This window comes from Spirillospora sp. NPDC047279, assembly GCF_040643285.1.
Classification (GTDB): Bacteria; Actinomycetota; Actinomycetes; order Streptosporangiales; family Streptosporangiaceae; genus Spirillospora.
The window spans coordinates 66,229-89,788 of record NZ_JBEYUA010000018.1; the positions used below are offsets into that span (position 1 = coordinate 66,229).

Sequence of the window (23,560 nt, forward strand, 5' to 3'; positions counted from 1 at the left end):
TAGTTATCGGTTGGGGATTGCGCGCGAAGGGGAGCTGTCTACGATGACAATGGCGACATCCGCGCAGGCACGTACACGTACCGGTGAGCAAGGGGCGCGATGCTGACACGACAGCCCGGCGGCGCGGGCACCGGGCGAGGACCCAAGCCTCCGGTGAAGGTACGAGGGCGTCGCAGCGTCGGGGACGTCCTCGCGGGGATCGGCGCGATCGCGGCGCTCGTCGCGCTCGTCGGCGGCGTGCCGTGGGCACTGCTCACCTTCTTCGAGCCGCCCGTCCCCGACCATGTGCCGACCGCGAGCGACCTGACCGGGCAGATCGGCCCGGGCGCGCTGATGACGGTCCTGGTGGCGCTGGTCTGGCTGGCGTGGTTGCAGCTCGCGCTGTGCGTGCTGGTCGAGGTGTACGCGGGCATCCGCGGCGTCGGAGTGCCCGCCCGGGTGCCCCTCGCCGGCGGCACGCAGTCACTGGTGCACCGGCTCGTCGTCGCGGCGTTGCTGCTCTTCACCGCGACCTCGGCGATCATGCCCGCGTTCGGCGGGGGAGGGCTGCACTCGCAGCGGCCGGTGCAGACGCAGGCGCAGGAGTTCCGGCCGGTCCAGCCCGCCGTGGTCGCGCCGCGGGCCGCCGCCGTCGCCGTCGAGCACCAGGCGCCCGCGACCGCCGCGCAGCCGACCGCCAAGTCGCCGACCACGAAGATCTACCGGGTGCAGCCGCCGGAGGGCCGCCACCACGAGAGCCTGTGGGAGATCGCTGACAAGTGCCTGGGGGAGGGCCGCCGCTACAAGGAGATCTACGCGCTCAACAAGGGACGCGTGCAGCCGGACGGGTCCAAGCTGAGCATCGCGAGCCTCATCCGTCCCGGCTGGGTCCTGGAGATGCCCGCCGACGCCAAGGGCGCCCAGGTCATCCCGGTCAAGGACCTCGACGACTACTTCCGTACGGGCCACGCCGGCCCGCCCGAGCCGGTGCCGCGGCAGCCCGCTCCGGAGACTCCGGCGCCGCGGTCGCCCGCCCCGCCGCCCGCCGCCGAGACCCCCGCGCCCGAGGCTCCGGCTCCCGAGACTCCCGCTCCCGAGACTCCCGCGCCGGAGACCCGGGCACCGGAGACTCAGGCACCCCAAGCCCCCGCGCCCGAGCAGCCGGTCCCCGAGCAGCCGGCCCCCGAGACCCCGGCGCCGCAGGCGCCCGCACCCGGGGCGGCGGCCCCCGCGCAGCCGCCGGCGCAGGCCCCCGAGGAGCCGCCCGCCTCCCAGGCGCCCGCGCCCCGGCCGAGCGACGAGCTCGGCGGCGGAGCCGGGACAGGCGGCGCCAACGTCCCCGGGCAGGACGCGCAGCAGGAGGAGCACGCCCCGCTCCCGTTCGACCTGGAGTGGCCGCAGGGCCTGGCCGCGGCGTCGCTGCTGGCCGCCGGGCTGCTCAGCGCGCTCGGCCGGCGCCGCCGCACGCAGATGTGGCACCGCGCGTTCGGGCAGATGATCGTACGGCCGGAGGGCCGGGCGGCCCAGACCGAGCAGGCGCTGCGCATGGGCGCCGACAAGGGCGCCGTCGAGCTGCTCGACCTCGGGCTCCGCCACCTGTCCAAGTCGCTGGCCGCGGAGGGGCAGGGGCAGGGCCGCGCACTGCCGACCGTCTACGGCGTGCACCTCGGCAACGGCAGCCTCGACCTGTGGGTCGCGCCCGCCGACCGCAACCCGCCCGCGCCCTGGGAGGCCTACGACGACGGACAGGTGTGGCGGCTGCGCGGCGACGCGCTGAACGGGCTGCGCGCCGCCGACCTCGGCGACGTCCTCGCCCCCTACCCTGGCCTGGTCTCGATCGGCACCAATCAGAACGGCCGCATCCTGGTCGACCTGGAGGCCGCGCACGGGCTGATCGCCCTCCAGGGGCCGCCGGACGTGCGGCGCTCGGTGCTCGCCGCGCTCGCGCTGGAGCTCGCGACCAACCGCTGGTCCGACCACATGCGCATCACGCTCGTCGGCTTCGGCGCCGAGCTGGGCGAGGGGCTCGCCGAGGTCGCGCCCGACCGCATCCGCACCGTCGCGACCCTCGACCAGGCGCTGCCCGAGCTCGAAGGCCGCAGCGAGGAGGTGCGCCAGGCGCTGGCGGCGTCCGGCGTCGACTCGGTGCTCACCGGCCGCTGCCGCGGCGTGTTCGGCGAGGCCTGGATGCCGCACTACCTGATCATGGCCGACCAGCCCACCGAACGGGAGGCCGACCGGCTCGTCGCGCTCGCCCGCACCGGCACCCGGATGGCCGCGGGCTACATCGTGCCCGGCGACGTCCAGGGCGCCACCTGGACGTGGGAGGTCGACGCGACCGGGCGCATGCAGGCCGGCGTGCTCGGCTTCCAGGTCGACGCGCAGCTCGTTCCCGAAGAGCACTACCGCGGGGTCTTCGAGCTGTTCCGCACCGCGGGGCGGCTGGAGTCGGTGCCGCTGTCCGACCCGGCCTCCGACATCGGCGGGGCCGAGCCGCCCGGCACCCACCAGTCGTCGGTCGACATCCGGCTCCTCGGCCCGATCGAGGTCGACGCGCCCGGCCCGATGGACGACACCCGCCGTGCCCTGTGCACCGAGGTGCTCGTCTACCTGGCGACCCATCCGGGCGGCGTGCACCCCACCGTCCTCAGCGGCGCGATCTGGCCGCGCGGCGTCACGACCGGGGTCCGGGACGCCTGCGTCGCGCGCGTCTCCGACTGGCTGGGCCGCGACGCCCGGGGCCGTCCCAACCTCTATTACGACGACCGCGGCCGCATCAAGCTCGGGTCCGAGGTCCGCGTCGACTGGGCGGTGTTCCGCTGGCTGGTCTGGCGGTCGGCCGCCGAGCCCGCCTCCGAGACCGCCTACATGTCCTACGCCCTCGACCTGGTCCGCGGCCCGGTCCTGGCCGACCGCCCGCGCGGCCGGTATGGCTGGCTGGCCAACGACGACCTGGAGTACGAGGCGGGCGCCCGCGTCATCGACGTCGCGCACCGGCTCGTCGTCCTGCGCCTCGAAGAGGGCGACGCCCGCGGCGCGGTCGGGGCCGCCCGCGCCGGGTTGCGGCTCGCGCCCGAGGACGAGGGCCTCTGGCGCGACCTCCTGCGTTCCACCCACGCCACCGGCGACGAGGCGCAGGTGCAGGTGGTCATCGACGAGCTGCGTTCCCGCGTCGGCCGCGATCCCCTGCTCGACCAGCTCCAGCCCGAGACCGAGGCCCTGGTCGAGGAGCTCATGCCGCAGTGGCACCGCCTGCAGGCCCGCTGACCAGGTAGGGGCCCGGCGTCCCGGTGTTGCGAGGGTGGTTCTGGATGTGTAATGTCCAGATTATGCGGATGAACGAGGGCGTCGAGTGGGCGCTCCACAGCTGCGTCAACCTGACCTGGATGGACGACGGCCAGGCAGTGACGGCGGCCAGGCTGGCGGCGTTCTACCGGTTGCCCACCGCCTACCTGAACAAGCAGCTCCAGGCGCTCGCCCGCGCGGGCATCCTGACCTCGACGTCCGGGCCGCGCGGCGGGTTCCGGCTCGCGCGGCGGCCGGAGGACATCACGCTGATGGACGTGGTGACCGCGATCGAGGGGCCGGAGGAGGCCTTCCGCTGCGAGGAGATCCTGCGGCAGGGGCCGGGGGATCACGAGGGGGTCGACTACCGGGAGAGTTGCGTGATCTCCCAGGCGATGCGGCGGGCCGACCTGGCCTGGCGCCGCGAGCTGGCCGGCCAGACCGTCGCCGACATCAAGGCCACGGTCGAACGCCGCGCCCCGTCCGCGCCCGGCGACACCCGCAACTGGTTCGCCAACCTGAGGACCTGACCCGGAGCGCACCGGGCCGGGTGTCCTTTCGTCGAGTAATTCTAGATATTCAACATCCATAACATCCAGAAAAAAGTGCGGCCGAACGGCCGTCCTTGGAAGGACCATCCCGATGAACAGGCGATCCGAGCTCACCCTGGCGCTGCTGGCGTTCGCCCAGCTGATCATTGCCGTCGACTACAACATCGTCTACGTGGCGCTGCCGGAGATCGGCACCGCCCTCGGCTTCTCCGCCCACGACCTGCAATGGGTCATCAGCGCCTACGCGGTCGCGTTCGGCGGCTTCCTCCTGCTGGGCGGGCGCGCGAGCGACCTGTTCGGCCCGCGCCGGATGTTCGTGCTCGGCCTGACCCTGTACGGGGTGTCGTCGCTGGCGGGCGGGCTGGCGACCACGCCCGGCGTGCTCGTCGCGGCGCGCGCGGTGCAGGGCGTGGGCGGGGCGTTCCTGTTCCCGGCGACACTGACGCTGGTCAGCACGAGCTTCACGGCCGGACGCGAGCGCAACCGGGCCTTCGCCGTCTGGGGCACGGCTGGCGGCAGCGGCATGATCCTCGGCTCGCTGCTGGGCGGCGTCCTGACCGACACGTTCGGCTGGGCCTCGGTCTTCTTCGTGAACGTGCCGCTCGCGGCGCTGGCGGCCGTGCTGGCGTTCCCGCTGCTCGCCCGGGGCGTGACCCGGGCGGCCGGCCGTTCGTTCGACCTCGCGGGGGCCGTGACCGCCACGCTGGGCACGACCCTGGTGGTCCTCGCGCTCGTGCAGGGGCCGGAGAACGGCTGGGGCTCGGCGCGGGTGCTCGCGGCCGCGGGCGCCGGGGCGGCGCTGCTGGCGGCGTTCTTCGTGATCGAGGCGCGGGGCGCCGACCCGCTGCTGCCGCCGCGGCTCTTCCGCGACCGCGACCTCAGCACGGGCGCGGCCGTGACGTTCCTCTTCATGGCGAGCTTCGGGACCCTCCAGTACTTCCTGACCGTCTACTTCCAGGGGGTGCACGGCTACAGCCCGCTCCGCACCGGGCTGGCCTTCCTGGTGCCGATGCTGGCGATCGCCATCGGGGCGCGGACGGCGGGGCGGCTCGCCACCCGGCTCGGCAGCAGGACCACGATCGTGACCGCGCTCTCGGTGGGCGTGACCGGAACGGTGATCCTCGGCCTGAGCCTGGCGACCGGGGCGTCCTACGCCGTTCTGGTCCCCGGCCTGGTCGTCATGGGGCTGGGCCAGGGCGCCACGTACACCCTGATGTTCGGCGCCGCCTCGGCGAGCGCGGCGGCGGACGAGCAGGGCATCGCCTCCGGGCTGGCGTCCACCACCCAGCAGATCGGCGGTGCGGTCGGGCTCGCGGTGCTGGTCGCGGTGGCGAACGCGGGGACGCACGGGCTGAGCGGCGAGGCGCTGCGCGCCGCCACCACCGACGGCCTGCGCACCGCGATCCTCATCGCCGCGGCGGTCGTCGCCGTCACCGTGCTGGTCGCGCTCGGCTTCACCCGGCCGCGAACCGCCCCCGCGAGCGTCCCCGAGGAGCAGCCCGCGTACGTCTGACCCGGGCGCCGGATCGGCCTGGATCGCGCGGAGGCCCGCCCCACCCCGGGGCGGGCCTCCGCCGGTCTTCTCAGCGGTAGATCCCCGAGCCGCCGAGCGAATGGCGACCGGGCTGCGGATAGACGACCCCGCCCTGCGGCACGCCGCCGATCCGTACCGTCCGGACGAGCCGTCCCGTACGCGTGGACAGCGCGTACACGCCGCCCGTGCGCGGTTCGCACAACCACAACGCGGTGCCGTCGGCCGTCACCCCGCCCGCCTCGGGCGAGCCGCCGCCCGGCAGGCGCCAGTGCCCGGTCGCCCGCCGTGCCGCCAGGTCGACGGCCGTGAGCACGCCGGTGCCGAGCACGTACAGCCGCCGCGCGTCGCGGCTGAAGGTCAGGCTGTAGGCGCCGGGCCGGGTCGGCACGAACCCGGACACCTGGAACGCGCCGGCGTCGATCACCCACACGCCGCCCCTGGCCGCGTCGGCCACGTAGAAGGAACGCCCGTCCGGGGCGAGCCGCACGGCGCCCGGCGCGGCCCCCTCCGGCAGCGCGAGCGTGCCGGTGACCTGGCGCAGCGCGGGGTCCACCCGCAGGAGCCGCCCGGACGGCGTGCACCCGGTGACCAGGAACGCGCCGGTCGCGGAGAAGTCGGCGTGCTCGGCGCCCGCACAGGGCAGCACCAGCCGGCCGCGGGCCTGCATGGTGCCGGGGTCGCGGATGTCGATGCGGCGCTGCCGCCCCGCCATGACCAGGGCCGTACCGCCGTCCGGGGTGAAGTGGATCCGCCCGCCGGGGACGGACGTCGCGACCGGCCGTCCGCGCCGTCCGTTGAGCGGGCTCAGCGGGGTCAGCGTGCCGCTCCTGGCGTCGGTGACCCACAATCGCCGCAGGTCCCACGACGCCACGACCCGGCGCGGCACCCCGCCGGTGCGCAGGCGCGCGGTGACCCTGAACGTCCGCAGGTCGACGACGTCGACCGTGCCCATGCTCCCGTTCGGCACGAAGAGCCGCGGCGGCAGTGCCTGGGCGGCCGGTTGGAGCAGGCTGGGACCGGTGGCGGCGTAGACGTTCCCGCCCCCGGACACGGCTCGCGCCGACGGGTCCCTGCGCGGCGCCGGCGTCGTGCCGTGCGCGCCCGGCCGTCCGGACGGCGCCGGGCTCCTGACGTACGGAGCCGGGCCGCCGAGCCCGACCACCGGAGCGTCCGGCGCACCGGCGCCCGCCGGGTAGAACGGCACGGGCGACTGGCACGCCACCGCCGGCAGAGCGGTGGCCGCCACGGCGACGACGGCCGTGGCGCTGCGTTGTACGCGATGTCCCCCCATCACGGCCGGGACTGTACCGCTTCCACCACTCAGCGTGTCGGACTAATCACAAGAAGTTCACGGTCCGGCGGGCAAAGGTCAGTCGGACTTGCCGATCCCGATGCCGAACTCCCGGTAGACGCGCTCCCAGAAACCGTCGCGCAGCCAGGTGCGGGCCTCCTGGTAGGGGCGCAGCGAGCCGCCCAGCTCCTTTTCGGCCTCGATCAGCAGTTCCTTGTCGATGACCGGGGGCAGGATCGGGCCCGGGAGCAGGTCGCGGATGTTGTCCCGCCCCCGCTCGAAGATCCACTTTTGCGCGACGTGCTCGCCGATCTCCAGCATGTGGTCGCGGTCGGGCCCCAGCTTGCCGTCGGTCGTGGACGTCGTGGCGGCCGGGATGACGTGCTGGCCGGCGTTGGGCACCGCGGTCTTGACGGCGCCGGCGGGCACGGGCTTGACCGCCGGGGCGCGCCCGGCGAACACCTGTGACGGCGACGGCACCGGGGCGGTGCGGGCGCCCGCCTGCGCGACGGCGGCGGCGTCCCGCACGGCGGCGGCGGCGGCAGCGGCGGCGGGAACGGGCAGGACCTTGGCTTTAGTGAAGTACGGGCGCAGGAAATCGGAGGGCAGCACCTCGACGGTGTCGGACTCCCAGACCAGCCATTCGGCCTGGTTGGAGCCGTGCGTCGGCTCCACGCCCCACAGGTGCACGCGCACCCCGTAACGCTGAGCCGCCTCGACGGCGGGCAGCATGTCCTCGTCACCGGCCAGCAACACCGCGTCGGTGATCGCCCGGTGCCGCGCCAGGGCCTCCAGGTCGGCCCGCAACTGCGCGTCCACGCCCTTCTGCTGCCCCTGCGCGTTGAGGTTGCCCAGGCGCAGCTTCACCAGCGGCAGGTTGGCGATCACGCGCTGGTCGACCGTCGGCTGCCGCTTGGGCGCCGCGTCGAACCAGTAGACGCGCAACAACTCGCCCACCAACTGATCATCCGCATGGGTGGTCAATGCCTTGATCAGCTTTTCCGCGGCGACCCGGTACTCGCGTCTGGAGCCGCATCCGAGCAACAGCGCCCCGGAGGCCGCGTAGAGATACCCCGCGTCGACGAAGACGGCATAGCGAGCGGGCTGAGGGACGAACTCCGAGGTGGCCATGGCCTTTCACCTTATTCGTGCCGGGGGCTTCCCAGGGCGCGAACCACGGTTACATCTGCCTTGAGGATTTCCGCGCCAGGGCCCCCGCACACCTCGCGGAGCCCGGCCGCCTCGGTTCGTCAGCGCGGGAACCCGCTCGCCCGCCAGGCGCCCGCGCCGCGCGGCCGGACGCCCTCGGAGACCGGCCCGCGCAACCCCCGCGACCGGTCGGCCCACCGCGACGTACGCCGCGTGCCCTCGTCGGCCCGGGCACGGGCCGACGCGGCGGCCTGCGCGCGGGCGGTGAGCACGGCGACCAGCGCCGCGATCTCCTCGGCGGTCGGCTCGCCCCGGACGACCTGGAGGAACGGGGCCTTCCCGGACGCTCCCTCGGCGGCGCTCACAGCGGGATGTTCCCGTGCTTCTTGGGCGGCAGGCTCTTGCGCTTCTCGCGCAGCGAGCGCAGCGCCTTCATGACCTGCCCGCGCGTCTCGGACGGCTTGATCACCGCGTCGACGTAGCCGCGCTCGGCCGCGACGTAGGGGTTGGCCAGCGTGTCCTCGTACTCGGTGATCAGCTCGGCGCGGCGGCCGTCGGGGTCGTCGGCCGCGGCCAGCTCGCGCCGGTAGAGGATGTTGACCGCGCCCTGCGCGCCCATCACGGCGATCTGCGCGGTCGGCCAGGCCAGGTTGACGTCGGCGCCCAGGTGCTTGGACCCCATGACGTCGTACGCGCCGCCGTACGCCTTGCGCGTGATCACGGTGACCAGCGGCACGGTCGCCTCGGCGTAGGCGTAGAGCAGCTTGGCGCCGCGCCGGATGATGCCGTTCCACTCCTGGTCGGTGCCGGGCAGGAAGCCGGGCACGTCCACGAAGGTCAGCACCGGGATGTTGAACGCGTCGCAGGTGCGGACGAAGCGCGCCGCCTTCTCCGAGGCGTCGATGTCGAGCGTGCCGGCGAACTGCATCGGCTGGTTGGCCACGATGCCGACCGAGTGCCCCTCCACCCGGCCGAAGCCGACGATGATGTTGGGCGCGAACAGCTCGTGCACCTCGAGGAACTCGCCGTCGTCCAGCACGTGCTCGATGGCGGTGTGCATGTCGTACGGCTGGTTGGGCGAGTCGGGGATCAGGGTGTCGAGCTCGTCGTCCAGCACGTTCGGGTCGTCGTCGACGTCGAAGACCGGCGCGTCGCCGAGGTTGTTGGACGGCAGGTACGACAGCAGCGCCTTGACGTACTCGATCGCGTCGTCCTCGTCGGAGCCCTGGTAGTGGGCCACGCCCGACTTGGAGTTGTGCGAGTGCGCGCCGCCCAGCTCCTCCATGGTCACCTCTTCGCCGGTGACCGTCTTGATCACGTCGGGCCCGGTGATGAACATGTGCGAGGTCTGGTCGACCATGACGATGAAGTCGGTGATCGCGGGGGAGTACACGGCGCCGCCCGCGCAGGGGCCCATGACCAGGGAGATCTGCGGGATCACGCCGGACGCGTGCACGTTCCGCTTGAAGATCTCGGCGTAGAGGCCGAGGGCGACCACGCCCTCCTGGATCCGCGCGCCGCCGGAGTCGTTGATGCCGATCACCGGGCAGCCGGTCTTGACCGCGTGGTCCATGACCTTGCAGATCTTCTCGCCGAAGACCTCGCCGAGCGAGCCGCCGGAGACCGTGAAGTCCTGGGAGAACACCGCGACCGGCCGGCCGTCGACGGTGCCGTGGCCGGTCACCACGCCGTCGCCGTACGGGCGGTTCCTCTCCATGCCGAAGTTGGTCGAGCGGTGCCGGGCCAACTCGTCGAACTCGACGAACGAGCCGGGGTCGAGCAGCGCGTCGATCCGCTCCCGGGCGGTCATCTTGCCCTTGGCGTGCTGCTTCTCGACCGCACGCTCGGATCCGGCGTGCACGGCCTCGTAACGGCGCCGTTCGAGATCCGCGATCTTTCCGGCCGTCGTGTGGATGTCGATGTCCACAGCGGGTTCAGGAGCTTCCATCGCCATGCCGGCCAGGGTAACCGCACACTGATCCGGACCTTTCGACCGGGTGCCGTGGACGCGGTGTCGGGTGCCGTCTCGGCCTCTCACTAGGCTTGCGGCGTGGCTACGAAGACGCGCGACCTTCTCCGGCAGGACATGCCCGAACCGCTGCGCCGCGATGTCCGGCTGCTGGGCGCCATGCTCGGCGACAGCCTGGTCGAGTACGGCGGGCAGGAGCTGCTCGACGACGTCGAACGGCTCCGGCACGCGGTGATCGCCGCGCGCCGCGGCGAGACCGGCATCGAGGACGTGGCGGCCCTGGTCGACGGCTGGTCGCTGGAACGTGCCGAGCAGGTCGCCCGCGCGTTCACCGTCTACTTCCACCTCACCAACCTGGCCGAGGAGCACCACCGCGTCCGCACCCTGCGCGAGCGCGACACCCGCGACGCCGAGCCGGTGCCCAGCTCGGTCGAGGCGGCCGTCGAGGAGGTCCGCAGGGCCGCCGGCGACGACCGGCTGGCCGAGCTGCTGGCCGGCCTGGAGTTCCGCCCGGTCTTCACCGCCCACCCGACCGAGGCCCGCCGCCGGGCCGTCGTGACCTCGATCCAACGCATCGGCGACCTGCTGACCAGGCTCAACGCCGGCCCCGGTGCGAACGGGGAGGACGAGCTCGAACGGCGCCTGCGCGAAGAGATCGACCTCCTGTGGCGCACCGCCCTGCGCCGCCACGCCCAGATGGACCCGCTGGACGAGGTCCGCACCGCGATGGCCGCGTTCGACGAGACGATCTTCCGGGTGGTCCCGCGGATCTACCGGTCGCTGGACACCGCGCTCGACCCGGGCGCCACCGGGGCCAGGCCGCCGCGGGTCCGCCCGTACCTGCGGTTCGGCAGCTGGATCGGCGGCGACCGGGACGGCAACCCGTACGTGACCGCGCAGGTCACCCGGGAGGCCGTCATGATCCAGGCCGACCACGTGCTGCTGGGCCTGGAGAACGCCAGCACCCGGATCGGCCGCGAGCTGACCGTGCACGAGTCGACCACGCCGCCCTCGGCCGCCCTGCGCAACGCCCTGGCGGCCGCGCGCACCGGCCAGCCCGAGCGCATCGGCGAGATCTCCAAGCGTTCGCCCGAGGAGCCGCACCGGCAGTTCCTGCTGTACGTGGCGGAGCGCATCGCCGCGACCCGGCGGCGCGACGCCGACCTGGCCTACGCGTCCCCCGACGACCTGCTGGCCGACCTGCGCGTCGTCCAGGACTCGCTGGCCGCGGCGGGGGCGACCCGGCAGGCGTACGGCAAGGTCCAGGACCTGATCTGGCAGGTCGAGACGTTCGGCTTCCACCTGGCCGAGCTGGAGATCCGCCAGCACAGCGAGCTGCACGAGAAGGCCCTCGCGGAGGTGCGGGCTTCTGGTGGGGGGACGACCCCCCACACCCCCCGAGCTCCCGAGGAGGCGGCTTCGCCGCCGATCAAGGAGCGGGCCGGCGGCGAACGCGGCGAGATGACCACCGAGATCCTCGACACGCTGCGGGTCGTCGCGTGGATCCAGCGGCGGTTCGGCGTCCGGGCGTGCAGCCGCTACGTCGTCTCGTTCACCCGTTCCGAGCAGGACATCGCCAACGTGCACGAGCTGGCCGCCTCGCTCGGCGACGACGCGCCGGTGCTCGACGTGATCCCGCTCTTCGAGACCGGCGAGGACCTGGAGCGCGCCCCGTCCGTCCTGGAGGGCATGCTGGCGATCCCCGCCGTCCAGCGGCGCCTCGCCGACACCGGCCGCCGCCTCGAGGTGATGCTCGGCTACTCCGACTCGGCCAAGCAGCTCGGCCCGACCAGCGCCACGCTGCGGCTGTACGACACGCAGGAGGCCCTGACCGCCTGGGCGGCCCGCAACGACGTCAAGCTGACCATGTTCCACGGCCGGGGCGGCTCGCTCGGCCGCGGCGGCGGCCCGGCCAACCGCGCGATCCTGGCCCAGGCGCCGGGATCGGTCGCGGGCCGGTTCAAGGTCACCGAGCAGGGCGAGGTCATCTTCGCCCGCTACGGCAACCCCCAGATCGCGCGCCGCCACGTCGAGCAGGTCACCAACGCCGTCCTCATGGCGTCCACCGACGCCGTCCAGGACCGCGCCCGCGACGCGGCGGCCCGCTTCCGCCCGCTCGCAGACAAGATCAGCGATGCCGCCCGGAGCGCGTTCCGGTCCCTGATCGAGACCGAGGGCTTCGCGGAGTGGTTCGCGCGCGTCAGCCCGCTGGAGGAGATCGCCGAGCTGCGCATCGGCTCGCGCCCCTCCCGCCGCAAGGCCGCCCGCGGCCTGGAGGACCTGCGGGCAATCCCGTGGGTGTTCGCCTGGACGCAGACGCGCGTCAACCTGCCCGGCTGGTACGGCCTGGGCAGCGGCCTGGCCGCGGTGTCCGACGACGGCGCCGACCTGACCGGCCTCAAGGAGGCGTACGAGGCGTGGCCGCTGTTCGGCACGCTGCTCGACAACGCCGAGATGAGCCTGGCCAAGTCGGACCGGGCGATCGCCGCCCGCTACCTCGCGCTCGGCGGGCGGCCCGAGATGGCCGAGACCGTGCTCGCCGAGTACGACCGCACCCGGTCCCTCGTCCTGGCGGTCACCGGCCACCAGCGCCTGCTGGAGAACCGCAAGGTGCTGTCGCGCGCGGTCGAGCTGCGCAACCCCTACGTGGACGCGCTCTCGCACCTCCAGCTGCGCGCCCTGTCGGCGCTGCGCGAGGGCGTCGCCGACGAGGGCGAACGCCGCCACCTGGAGGAGCTGCTGCTCCTGTCGGTCAACGGCGTCGCCGCGGGCCTCCAGAACACCGGCTGATCAGGGCCAGTTCGGGCGGCGCTTCTCGTTGAACGCGGCGATGCCCTCGCGGCGTTCGGGGGAGAACGCCACCGTGCGCCAGGCGTTCTCCTCCAAGTCCAGCGCCGAGGGCAGGTCCTTGCCGGCCCCCAGCCGCATGGCGCGCTTGGCGGCGCGCACGGCCGTCGGGGAGTTCTGCGCGATCATCCCGGCCAGGGTCAGCGCCGCGTCCCGCGCGGTCCCGGCGGGCACCCGGCGGTCGACGAGGCCGTAGGAGGTGGCCTCCTCGATGCTCAGCCGCCGCCCCGTCAACACCATGTCGGCCGCCCGGCCGGACCCGAGCCGGCGCAGCGCGAGCTGCGTCCCGCCGCCGCCCGGCACCAGGCCCACGCCCACCTCGGGCAGCCCGAACACGGCCGTCTCGTCGGCCACGATCAGGTCGCACGACAGCGCGAGCTCGCACCCGCCGCCCAGCGCGTAGCCGCGCACCGCGGCGATCACCGGCTGCGGCAGGGCGAGGACCCCGCCGTAGGCGGCCCGGACCACCGGCCGCTGCGCCATGATCTCGTCGTCGCTCATCGTGTTGCGTTCCTTGAGGTCGGCGCCGACGCAGAAGGCCCGCTCGCCCGCCGAGCTCAGCACCACCGACCGCACCGACCGTTCGGCGGCCACCTCGGCGCACACATCGGCCAGCCGCCGTGCCATCGCCGTCGAGAGCGCGTTGAGCGCCTCCGGCCGGTCCAGCACGATCTCCGCGACATGCTCGTTCTGGTCGTCCCGCCGTAGCGTCACTCCATCCACGCCCGCCACTCTAGGGCGCCCCGCTTCCGGGACCGAGGGGTGAGGTGGGGTTGGATGGTCGGATGAACGAGTCAGCGTACGGCGACCTGGGACGTCCGCCGCTGCACCAGGCGGCGCTGGAGCGCACGCTCGTCCGGCCCGGCGGGTTGTGGCGGAGCGTGCGGGTGGTGGACGAGACCGGCTCCACCAACGCCGATCTCGCGGCCGCCGCCCAGGAGGGCGCGCCGGAGGGCACGGTGCTGACCACCGAGCTGCAGACCGCCGGCCGCGGCCGGCTGGGCCGGCCGTGGACGGCGCCGCCCCGTTCCGGCCTGATGTTCTCGCTCCTGCTGCGCCCGGTGGTGCCGGCCGGCCTCCTGGGCTGGATCCCGCTGCTCACCGGCGTCTCCGTCGCCACCGCGGTCCGCCGGATGACCGCCCGCGTCGAGGCCGGCGACTTCGGCGAGGCGCACGGCGACGTGGCCGTCGACGTCCGGCTGAAGTGGCCGAACGACCTGCTCGTCGGCGAGCGCAAGCTGGCCGGGATCCTCGCCGAGAAGGCGGGCGACGCCGTGATCGTGGGCGTCGGGCTCAACGTGGGGCTCCGGGAGGACGAGCTCCCCGTGCCCACCGCGACCTCCCTGGCCATCGAGGGCGCCCCGCTGAGCGACCGGGCGCTGCTTCTCCGCGCGATCCTGCGGGAGTTCGAGGGCTGGTACCGCGAGTGGATCGCGCTGAAGGGCGATCCGGAGTCCAGCGGCCTGCGCACGGCGTACAAGGACCTGTGCGCCACGCTCGGCCGCACCGTCCGGGTCGACCTTCCCGGCGACGAGACGCTGAGCGGCCAGGCCACCGACGTGGACGGCTCCGGCCGCCTGGTGGTGGGCGAGCGCACAGTGAACGCGGGTGACGTTGTGCACGTGCGCTGACCCGGCGGGCGTTTCGGGACACCGATCACCCCCGGGGCGCCGAGTCTGCCACGATATGTCGCGGGGGAGGAGGTGCAGAGATGGCTGCGGACATGCCGGACCCGAAGGAGATCGAAGAGCTTCTGCTCGGCGGCGAACTGCGCTACACCCGGGTCGACGCCGTCCGCCTGTCGGGCGTCACCAAGGAGTTCTCCAGCCGCCTCTGGCGGGCGTTCGGCTATCCCTCGATGCCGGACGACGCGATCGCCTACACCGAGGGCGACGTCGCCGCGCTCATCCAGATCAAGCGCCTGATCGAGGACGGCGTGCTGGACGAGGACGGCGTGATCCGCCTGGTCCGCGCGTTCGGCCAGACCATGACCCGCCTCGCCGAGTGGCAGGTCAACCTGCTCAGCAGCATGATGACCAGCGGTGACCCGCAGGAGGCGCCGAGCTCCGAGGCGGTCCGGATGATCGTCGAGATCGCGGAGAAGCACATCGACGACTTCGAGCCGCTCGTCGTGCACGCCTGGCGCCGCCAGCTCGCCGCGGCGGGCACCCGCGCGATGGCGTCCGTCGCCACCGCCGGCGGCTCGGTCCCGGCCCGCCAGCAGATCACCGTGGGCTTCGCCGACATGGTCTCGTTCACCCAGATGAGCCGTGAGCTGGACGAGCTGGAGCTCGCCCGGGTCGTCGAGCGGTTCGAGGAGACCGCGGCCGACATCGTCGCCGCGAGCGGCGGCCGCCTGGTCAAGACGCTGGGCGACGAGGTGCTCTTCAGCGCCGACTCGCCCCGCCTGGGCGGTGAGATCGCCCTCGCCATCGCCGAGGCCATCAAGGACGAGACCGAGGTCCCCGACGTCCGCGTGGGCGTCGCCTACGGCCCGGTCCTGCCGCTGATGGGCGACGTCTTCGGCACCACGGTCAACCTCGCGGCCCGCCTGACCTCCCTGGCCCGTCCCGGCGCCGTGGTGATCGACGACGCCCTGGCCGCCCAACTCGGGGACGACCCGGCCTTCGAGATCACCCGCATCGTGCGCCGCCCGGTCCGGGGGCTCGGCATCATCCAGCCCTTCGTCCTCAGAAGGGCCACCGAAATCTGAAGGCCGGCCCGCCGGAAGCGGGCCGACCTTCATGTCGAGCCGGGTGGTGCCTGTCAGGCGACGTTGAGCGGGAGCCGGGCTACGCCGGCTCGGAGATGCTCTCGCCCGGGCCCTCGGTGAGGCGGAGCAGGTAGTTCTGCTCGCCGAGGGACTGGACCAGGGCCAGCTCGGTCTCCAGGTAGTCGACGTGCTCTTCCTCGTTGGCGAGGATGTCCTCGAAGATCCGGGCCGAGGTGACGTCGCCGCGGGAGCGCATGAGCTCGATGCCGGGACGGAGGCGGTGGACCGCCTCCAGCTCGTGCTCCAGGTCGGCCTTGAGCGTCTCGACGACGGTCTGGCCGATCTTGAGGGTGTTGAGCTTCTGGTAGTTCGGCAGTCCCTCGAGGAAGAGGATGCGGTCGGTGAGCCGCTCCGCGTGCTTCATCTCCTCGATGGACTCTTCGCGGGTGTGCTTGGCCAGGCGGGTGAAGCCCCAGTTGTCCTGCATCTTCGCGTGCAGGAAGTACTGGTTGATCGCGGTGAGCTCCGCGGTGAGCTGCTCGTTGAGCAGCGCGATGATGTCCTTGTCGCCTTCCATATCGCCCCATCCTTCCATGACCGGCGCCATCTCAACAGCACTGAAGCCCGCTCGGCGCGTGTTTTCTCGATCACGCGCGGCGGGTGCCGTGTGAGGAAGGTCTCAGGCGGCGCTCGTGGAGGCGGCTCCCCTCTCGTCGATGCCGGCCACCGGAAGGGGCAGGCGGGGCTGATCCCGATCGGGCACGACCTCCAGCGGGAGGGGGCCGCCGGTCATGGCGTCCACCAGCTCGCTGGCCGTCCGGAATTCGCTGACCAGCGCGTGGAGGCGCCTGGTGCAGGAACCGCAGCCCGGCTTCATGCCACAGGCCGTCCTGACGTCCTTGGCGGTCGTGCAGCCGCCCTCCGCCATGCAGCCGCGAACGTCGTCCTCCGTGACGGCGTTGCAGATGCAGACGTACATGGGGTGGGGGGCCTTTCTCGTTAGGGCAGCCTCAATAAGGTTAGGCAAGCCTAACGGTACCCATGAATGTCCGATCTGGCCAGTGGCCCCGGGGGCGGTGTGAGTCAACCCTCAGGGGGAAGCATCCGGTTCGCGACAAATGACCCTTAGGTCGGGAGGCGGAAGATGGCGGACGTCTGGCCTGGGGGTGCTTATCCGCTGGGTGCTCGCTTCGACGGGGCGGGCACGAACTTCGCCCTGTTCGCCGAGCCCGCGGAGCGGGTGGAGTTGTGCCTGTTCGACGGGGACGGGTCCGAGTCCCGGGTGGAGCTCCCCGAGGCGGACGCGTTCGTCTGGCACGGGTACCTCCCGGGGATCATGCCGGGGCAGCGGTACGGCTACCGGGTGCACGGGCCGTACGCGCCGCACGAGGGCACCCGCTGCAACCCCGCCAAGCTGCTCATGGACCCGTACGCCATGGCCATCGAGGGCGACATCGACTGGGACCAGGCCTGTTTCGGCTACGACTTCGGGGACCCCTGGTCGCGCAACGACCTCGACTCGGCGCCGCACACGATGCGGTCGGTGGTCGTCAGCCCGTACTTCGACTGGGGGGACGACCGGCCGCCGCGAACGCCGTACCACGAGTCGGTGATCTACGAGGCGCACGTCAAGGGCCTCACCATGCGGCATCCCGAGATCCCGGAACGGCTGCGCGGGACGTACGCCGCCCTCGGGCATCCGGTGATGATCGAGCACTTCGAGCGGCTGGGGATCACGGCGGTCGAGCTCATGCCGGTGCACCAGTTCGTGCACGACGACTTCCTGGTCCAGAAGGGCCTGCGCAACTACTGGGGCTACAACACGATCGGCTTCTTCGCCCCGCACAACGAGTACTCGGCGGGCGGGCAGCGCGGCGAGCAGGTGCTGGAGTTCAAGTCGATGGTGAAGGCCCTGCACCAGGCGGGGATCGAGGTGATCCTCGACGTCGTCTACAACCACACCGCCGAGGGCAACCACATGGGCCCGACGTTGTCGTGGCGCGGGATCGACAACGCCTCGTACTACCGGCTGGCCGACGACGACCCGCGCTACTACATGGACACCACGGGCACCGGCAACAGCCTGCTGATGCGCAGCCCGCACGTGCTGCAGATGATCATGGACTCGCTGCGTTACTGGGTCACCGAGATGCACGTCGACGGGTTCCGGTTCGACCTTGCGGCCACGCTGGCCCGGCAGTTCCACGAGGTGGACCGGCTGGCGGCGTTCTTCGACCTGGTCCAGCAGGATCCGGTGGTCTCGCAGGTCAAGCTGATCGCCGAACCCTGGGACGTGGGCGAGGGCGGCTACCAGGTGGGCAACTTCCCGCCGCAGTGGACCGAGTGGAACGGCAAGTACCGCGACGCCACGCGCGACTTCTGGCGCGGCACGCCGGACAGCATGCCCGAGTTCGCGTCCCGGCTGGCCGGCTCCAGCGACCTGTACGCCGACGACGGCCGCAAGCCGTTCGCCTCGATCAACTTCGTCACCTGCCACGACGGCTTCACCCTGAACGACCTCGTCACCTACAACGTCAAGCACAACGACGCCAACGGCGAGGCCAACCGGGACGGCACCGACGACAACCGGTCCTGGAACTGCGGCTACGAGGGACCGGTCGAGGACCTGGAGGTGCTGGCGCTGCGCGAACGGCAGAAGCGCAACCTGCTCGCCACCCTGTTCCTGTCGCAGGGCGTGCCGATGATCGCGCACGGCGACGAGCTGGGACGGACGCAGCGCGGCAACAACAACGCCTACTGCCAGGACAACGAGCTGGCCTGGGTCGACTGGGACAACAGGCTCCTGCACTTCCCGCTGCTCGACTTCGTCCAGCGCCTGTCGAAGCTGCGCGCCGCGCATCCGGTGTTCCGGCGCCGGCGCTTCTTCGAGGGCAGACGGGTCATGCGGGCCGAGACCGAGCTGCCCGACCTGGTGTGGATGACGCCCGGCGGCCACCGGATGGGCGACGACGACTGGTCGGCGGGCTTCGCCAAGTCGTTGCAGGTCTTCCTGAACGGCAACCACATCAGCGAGCCGGGGTTGCGGGGCGAGCCCATCCGCGACGACTCGTTCCTGATGATGTTCAACGCCCATCACGAGGATCTGGACTTCACGGTGCCGCCCGGGCGGTACGGGGGGATGTGGCTCAAGGTGATCGACACCGCCGATCCGATGCTCGCCGAGGACCAGGGCTCCGCCGTGAAGGCCGGCGAGTCGATCCCGGTCGAGCAGCGCTCGGTGCAGGTGCTGCGCCGTGTCTGAGGCACCGGTCCTCCCGTCCGGCACGTACCGGATCCAGCTGCGCGGCACGACCGGCGACGGCCCCGGCACGCGGTGCGGCTTCGCCGAGGCCGGCGCGCTCGCCCCGTACCTCGCCGCGCTCGGCGTCTCGCACGCCTACCTGTCGCCGGTGCTCCAGGCGGCGCCCGGTTCGACGCACGGGTACGACGTGGTCGACCACGACGAGATCTCGGCCGAGCTGGGCGGCGCGGACGCCTTCCGCGCGATGGTGATGAAGTTCCGCGCGCACGGCCTGAAGGTGCTCGTCGACATCGTCCCCAACCACATGGCGGTGCCGCGGCCGGTGGACCTCAACCGGGCGCTGGCCGAGGTGCTGGCCGAGGGGCCGTCCGCCGCGTCCGCGCGCTGGTTCGACATCGACTGGGAGGCGGGGGACGGGCGGGTCGTCCTGCCGTGGGACGGCGAGCCCAACTACCGGCGGTTCTTCGACATCTCCGGGCTGATCGGGCTGCGCCAGGAGGATCCCGAGGTCTTCGACCGCACGCACGCCGCGATCGTCCGCCTGGCGGACGAGGACCTGGTCGACGGCCTGCGCATCGACCATCCGGACGGTCTCGCCGACCCGCGCGGCTACCTGGAGCGGCTCGGCCGCGCGGTGCCCGCCGCCTGGGTGGTGGTCGAGAAGATCACGACCGGCGAGGAGGAACTGCCCGCCGACTGGCGCTGCGCCGGGACCACCGGCTACGACGCGCTCGGCATGGTCGGCGGGCTCTTCGTCGACCCGGACGGGGAACGGCCGCTCACCGAGGCCTACGCCGCGTTCACCGGCGGTCCGGCCGGCTTCGCCGAGGTCGAGGACGAGGCACGGCGGTACGTCGCCGAGCACGCCCTGCGCCCGGAGGTGGCGCGGCTGCACCAGGTGTTGTGCCGCGTGCTGCCGTCCGAGCCGCCCGAGGCACTGGAACGGGTGCTGGTCGAGCTGCTGGTGGCGTTCCCGGTCTACCGGGCGTACGTGGTGCCCGGCGAGGAGGCGCCCCGCCAGGCGGTGAAGGTCCTGGACCGGGCCGCCGGGCGGGCCCGAGCGAAGCTGCCCGGCGAACTGCACGACCTGCTCGGCACCGTCGTCCGGCTCGCGCTCGGTGAGCACGACGCCACCGCCTCGGCGGGCGGCGCTCCGGCGGCCGGTGCTGCGGCGGGGGGCGAGCGGCCGGACGGCGAGTTCGTGGTGCGCTTCCAGCAGACGTCGGCGCCGCTGGCGGCCAAGGGCGTGGAGGACACCGCGTTCTATCGCTGGTCACGGATGGCCGCGCTGAACGAGGTGGGCGGCGACCCGGCGCGCTTCTCGGTCGGGACGGCCGACTTCCACGACTTCTGCGCCCGGGTCGCGCGCGACTGGCCCGGCACCATGACGACGCTCTCCACGCACGACACCAAACGCCAGGAGGACGTCCGGGCGCGCCTGGCCGTGCTCGCCGAGCTTCCCGGCGAGTGGGCCGAGACCGTGCGCGGCTGGCACGACCACCACCCGGAGGGCGTGCCGCTGGAGCCCGACCTCGAATACCTGCTCTGGCAGACCCTCGCCGGCGCCTGGCCGCTCACCGGGGACCGCCTCACCGGATTCCTCACCAAGGCCATGCGGGAGGCCAAGACCCGGACGTCGTGGATCGACGGCGACCCGGCGTACGAGGAGGCCGTGCTCGGGTTCGCCCGGCGGGTCCTCGCCGACGCCGACCTGATCAAGCGGATCACCGCGTTCACGGGCCGCATCGCCCCGTACGCGCGGGTCAACACGCTCGGCCAGAAGCTCGTCCAGCTGACCATGCCGGGCGTCCCGGACGTCTACCAGGGGTGCGAGCTGACCGGACTGTCGCTGGTCGACCCCGACAACCGGCGGCCGGTCGACTACGGGCGGCGCCGTTCCCGGCTCACCCGGCTCGACACCGGTCCCGCCCCGCGCGACCTGGACGACGAGAAGCTGCTGGTGACCGCCAGGGCGCTGCGGCTGCGCCGGGCGCACCCGGAGTGGTTCGGCGGCGGCGCCTACGAGCAGGTGACCGTGACGGGCGCGGCGGCCGGCCACGCGGTGGCGTTCCGCCGCGGCGAGGCGGTGACCGTGGCGACCCGGCTGCCCGCCGGGCTGGAACGGCGCGGCGGCTGGGGCGGCGCCGTCGCCGAGGTCGCCGCGGAGGGGTGGCGCGACGTCCTCACCGGCGTCGTCCACCAGGGGCCGCGGCTGCCGCTGGCCGAGGTCGTCGATCCGCTGCCGGTGGCCCTGCTGGTCCCCGACCGATTCCCCGCGAGTGAGTGAGCGCATGACGACGTTCGAGGTGTGGGCCCCGAAGGCCGAGCGTGTCCGGGTGGCGATCGGGACCGCGGACGACCGGCCCGATCTGCGCGAGATGGGACCGGTGGCCGGCCGGCCGGGCCGGTGGGCGGCCGACGTGCCGGACGCCGGGCACGGCACGGACTACGGCTTCGTCCTGGACGACGACCCCGAGGTGCTGCCGGACCCGCGTTCGCCCTGGCAGCCGAACGGCGCGTACGGGATGAGCCGGGTCTACGAGCATGACCGCTTCGCCTGGACGGACCGGCTGTGGCACGGACGCCCGCTGCGCGGGAGCGTGGTGTACGAGCTGCACGTCGGCACGTTCACGCCGGAGGGCACCTTCGACGCCGCCATCGGCATGCTCGACCACCTCGTGTCGCTCGGCGTGGACGTCGTCGAGCTGATGCCGGTCGCCGCGTTCCCCGGCCATCACGGGTGGGGCTACGACGGCGTCCATCTGTGGGCCGTGCACGAGCCGTACGGCGGGCCGGACGCCCTGAAGCGGTTCGTCGACGCGGCGCACGGGCGCGGGCTCGCGGTGGCGCTCGACGTCGTCTACAACCACCTCGGGCCGAGCGGCAACCGGCTGGGGAGCTTCGGGCCCTACTTCACCGACTTCTACGCCACGCCCTGGGGCGACGCGGTCAACTTCGACCGGCCGCACGCCGACGAGGTGCGCGCGTTCGTGGTCGAGAACGTGCTGATGTGGCTGCGCGACCACCACATCGACGGGCTCCGGCTCGACGCGGTGCACGCGATCGCCGACGGCCAGGCCGTCCACATCCTGGAAGAGATCTCGACCGCCGTGGACGCGCTGTCGGCGCACGTGGGCCGCGAGCTCTTCCTGATCGCCGAGTCCGACCTGAACGACCCGCGGCTGGTCAGCGCGCGGGAGGCCGGCGGATACGGCCTGGACGCCCAGTGGAGCGACGACTTCCACCACGCGCTGCACGCCGCCCTGACCGGCGAGCGGCAGGGGTACTACTGCGACTTCGGGTCCATGGAGACGCTCGCCAAGGCCATGACCAGGGTGTTCGTGCACGACGGCACGTACTCCACGTTCCGCGGGCGCCATCACGGGCGGCCGGTGGACACCGCCACGGTCCCGGCCCACCGCTTCCTGGCGTACCTCCAGAACCACGACCAGGTCGGCAACCGCGCGGCCGGTGACCGGATCTCCTCAAACCTTCCCCCGGGAAGGCTCATGGTCGGCGCGGCGCTGGTGCTGACCTCCCCGTTCACTCCCATGGTGTTCATGGGCGAGGAATGGGGCGCCACCACGCCCTGGTGCTACTTCACCGACCACACCGACCCCGAGCTGGGGCGCGCCATCAGCGAGGGGCGGCGCAAGGAGTTCGGCCGGCACGGCTGGACCGACGACGTTCCCGATCCACAGGCTGTGGATACCTACCGGCGTTCGGTGCTCGACTGGGACGAGCCGGGAAAGCCCCTGCACCGCGAGTTCCTCGAATGGCACCGCGCCCTGATCGCCCTGCGCCGCGCCTGGCCGGAGCTGACCGATCCGCGCCTGACCGAGATGGACCTCACCTACGACGAGGACGCCCGCTGGCTGGTGATCCGCCGCGGCCGGCTCACGATCGCCGCCAACCTCGGCACCGCCACCGTCCCCCTGCCGGTCGACGCGACCCGGCTGCTCCTCGGCTCGAGCAACAACGTCTACATGGACTTTTCCGGCCCGATCGGGACCGTTCCCCCCAGGCTGACGCTCCCGCCCGCGTCCGTGGCCGTCCTCGTCTGACGCCGGAACGGCGCCCGCGGATTCGAGGGCGGGCCCGGCCCGTCTCCGGCCGAACGGCTGAGTTTCCTGAGGCCAGAGGGGCGTCAACCTCCTGTTTCGTCGGGGTTCGTGCGTGTTCGAGGATGTACTGCGAGTGGCAAACCGCAGGTCAAGAGCGTGGCGGTAGCCAGGAAACGTTCATGAATGGCCATACGATCGGTACATGACCTCAGTACTGCTCGCCGAGGACGACACGTCCATCTCCGAGCCTCTCGCCCGCGCGCTGCGTCGGGAGGGCTACACCGTCGAAGTGAGCCCGGACGGACCGCAGGCCCTGGAACGGGCGCTCGGCGGTGGGGTGGACCTCATCGTTCTCGACCTTGGACTGCCCGAGCTCGACGGCCTCGAGGTGGCACGCCGGGTCCGTTCCGAGGGTCACGGGGTGCCCATCCTCATCCTGACCGCGCGTGCCGACGAGGTGGACACCGTCGTGGGCCTGGACGCCGGCGCCGACGACTACGTCACCAAGCCGTTCCGCCTGGCCGAGCTGCTCGCCCGGGTGCGGGCGCTGCTGCGCCGCGGCAGCACCGAGACCCCGATCGTCCAGGGGGTCCGGATCGACGCCGAGTCGCGCCGGGCCTGGATGGGCGACCAGGAGCTCCAGCTGACCACCAAGGAGTTCGACCTCCTGCGCGTGCTGGTGCGGGACGCCGGAAAGGTGGTGACCCGCGAACAGATCATGCGCGAGGTGTGGGACACCAACTGGTGGGGCTCCACCAAGACCCTCGACATGCACATTTCCTGGTTGCGCCGCAAGCTCGGCGACGACGCCGGCAGCCCGCGTTACATCACGACCGTGCGGGGTGTCGGGTTCCGGTTCGAGCGGGGCGACTAGCCCCCCGACGCGCCATGGTCACGCAGTCCTGCGCCGAGCCGC

17 protein-coding genes are annotated in these 23,560 nt (G+C 72.7%); 10 read left to right on the top strand and 7 right to left on the bottom strand.

Features of this window, described 5'->3' with window-relative positions; all coding sequences use genetic code 11:
• Positions 1-153 precede the first annotated feature (153 nt).
• From ABZ810_RS37015 to ABZ810_RS37025, 3 genes are all read left to right on the top strand, one after another.
• Positions 154-3,246, top strand: a complete 3,093-nt coding sequence (locus ABZ810_RS37015) for a bacterial transcriptional activator domain-containing protein (protein WP_358411305.1) — start codon at positions 154-156, stop codon at positions 3,244-3,246.
• A 68-nt stretch (positions 3,247-3,314) separates the two neighbouring features.
• Complete coding sequence (locus ABZ810_RS37020; RefSeq protein WP_358411306.1) at positions 3,315-3,794, top strand: Rrf2 family transcriptional regulator; 480 nt, start codon at positions 3,315-3,317, stop codon at positions 3,792-3,794.
• A 112-nt stretch (positions 3,795-3,906) separates the two neighbouring features.
• Positions 3,907-5,328 carry an MFS transporter gene (locus tag ABZ810_RS37025; RefSeq protein ID WP_358411307.1) on the top strand — a complete coding sequence of 474 codons (1,422 nt, stop codon included), beginning with the start codon at positions 3,907-3,909 and terminating at the stop codon, positions 5,326-5,328.
• 70 nt (positions 5,329-5,398) lie between these two features.
• Here ABZ810_RS37025 and ABZ810_RS37030 read toward each other — a convergent pair whose 3' ends face one another.
• The 4 genes from ABZ810_RS37030 to ABZ810_RS37045 form a co-directional block, all read right to left on the bottom strand.
• Positions 5,399-6,643, bottom strand: coding sequence for a hypothetical protein (locus ABZ810_RS37030; protein ID WP_358411309.1), 1,245 nt, complete (start codon positions 6,641-6,643; stop codon positions 5,399-5,401).
• Between the two features lie 75 nt (positions 6,644-6,718).
• The gene (locus ABZ810_RS37035) at positions 6,719-7,771 is read right to left on the bottom strand and encodes an NYN domain-containing protein (RefSeq protein WP_358411311.1); all 1,053 of its coding nucleotides are present in this window, start codon (positions 7,769-7,771) and stop codon (positions 6,719-6,721) included.
• A gap of 119 nt (positions 7,772-7,890) precedes the next feature.
• On the bottom strand, positions 7,891-8,154 hold the full coding sequence (locus tag ABZ810_RS37040; RefSeq protein ID WP_358411313.1) for an acyl-CoA carboxylase subunit epsilon: 264 nt from the start codon (positions 8,152-8,154) through the stop codon (positions 7,891-7,893).
• Positions 8,151-9,743: an acyl-CoA carboxylase subunit beta gene (locus ABZ810_RS37045; RefSeq protein WP_358411315.1), complete on the bottom strand. Its 1,593-nt coding sequence runs from the start codon at positions 9,741-9,743 to the stop codon at positions 8,151-8,153. The genes ABZ810_RS37040 and ABZ810_RS37045 overlap by 4 nt, the downstream gene beginning before the upstream one ends.
• A gap of 132 nt (positions 9,744-9,875) precedes the next feature.
• Here ABZ810_RS37045 and ABZ810_RS37050 point away from each other — a divergent pair, with 132 nt between their 5' ends.
• The gene (locus ABZ810_RS37050) at positions 9,876-12,548 is read left to right on the top strand and encodes a phosphoenolpyruvate carboxylase (protein WP_358411523.1); all 2,673 of its coding nucleotides are present in this window, start codon (positions 9,876-9,878) and stop codon (positions 12,546-12,548) included.
• On the opposite strand, the gene ABZ810_RS37055 is transcribed toward ABZ810_RS37050, so the two are convergent.
• Positions 12,549-13,328 (bottom strand): enoyl-CoA hydratase-related protein, encoded by a 780-nt coding sequence (locus tag ABZ810_RS37055; RefSeq protein WP_358411317.1) that lies wholly within the window; start codon positions 13,326-13,328, stop codon positions 12,549-12,551.
• Positions 13,329-13,390: 62 nt separating this feature from the next.
• Here ABZ810_RS37055 and ABZ810_RS37060 point away from each other — a divergent pair, with 62 nt between their 5' ends.
• Both ABZ810_RS37060 and ABZ810_RS37065 read left to right on the top strand, forming a co-directional pair.
• Complete coding sequence (locus ABZ810_RS37060) at positions 13,391-14,236, top strand: biotin--[acetyl-CoA-carboxylase] ligase (RefSeq protein WP_358411319.1); 846 nt, start codon at positions 13,391-13,393, stop codon at positions 14,234-14,236.
• An 80-nt stretch (positions 14,237-14,316) separates the two neighbouring features.
• Entirely contained in the window at positions 14,317-15,318 is a 1,002-nt protein-coding gene (locus ABZ810_RS37065) for an adenylate/guanylate cyclase domain-containing protein (protein ID WP_358411321.1), read from the top strand.
• Positions 15,319-15,397: 79 nt separating this feature from the next.
• Here ABZ810_RS37065 and bfr read toward each other — a convergent pair whose 3' ends face one another.
• Both bfr and ABZ810_RS37075 read right to left on the bottom strand, forming a co-directional pair.
• Positions 15,398-15,895 carry a bacterioferritin gene (gene bfr / locus ABZ810_RS37070; RefSeq protein WP_358411323.1) on the bottom strand — a complete coding sequence of 166 codons (498 nt, stop codon included), beginning with the start codon at positions 15,893-15,895 and terminating at the stop codon, positions 15,398-15,400.
• A 102-nt stretch (positions 15,896-15,997) separates the two neighbouring features.
• Positions 15,998-16,297 carry a (2Fe-2S)-binding protein gene (locus tag ABZ810_RS37075; protein ID WP_358411325.1) on the bottom strand — a complete coding sequence of 100 codons (300 nt, stop codon included), beginning with the start codon at positions 16,295-16,297 and terminating at the stop codon, positions 15,998-16,000.
• Positions 16,298-16,462: 165 nt separating this feature from the next.
• Between ABZ810_RS37075 and glgX the strand changes: the two genes are divergently transcribed.
• The 4 genes from glgX (at position 16,463) to ABZ810_RS37095 (ending at position 23,518) form a co-directional block, all read left to right on the top strand.
• Entirely contained in the window at positions 16,463-18,580 is a 2,118-nt protein-coding gene (gene glgX / locus ABZ810_RS37080; RefSeq protein WP_358411327.1) for a glycogen debranching protein GlgX, read from the top strand.
• On the top strand, positions 18,573-20,867 hold the full coding sequence (treY, locus tag ABZ810_RS37085; RefSeq protein WP_358411329.1) for a malto-oligosyltrehalose synthase: 2,295 nt from the start codon (positions 18,573-18,575) through the stop codon (positions 20,865-20,867). The genes glgX and treY overlap by 8 nt, the downstream gene beginning before the upstream one ends.
• Positions 20,868-20,871: 4 nt before the next feature.
• The gene (treZ, locus tag ABZ810_RS37090) at positions 20,872-22,644 is read left to right on the top strand and encodes a malto-oligosyltrehalose trehalohydrolase (RefSeq protein WP_358411331.1); all 1,773 of its coding nucleotides are present in this window, start codon (positions 20,872-20,874) and stop codon (positions 22,642-22,644) included.
• Positions 22,645-22,846: 202 nt separating this feature from the next.
• Positions 22,847-23,518 carry a response regulator transcription factor gene (locus tag ABZ810_RS37095; RefSeq protein ID WP_151558558.1) on the top strand — a complete coding sequence of 224 codons (672 nt, stop codon included), beginning with the start codon at positions 22,847-22,849 and terminating at the stop codon, positions 23,516-23,518.
• The last annotated feature ends 42 nt before the right edge of the window (positions 23,519-23,560 follow it).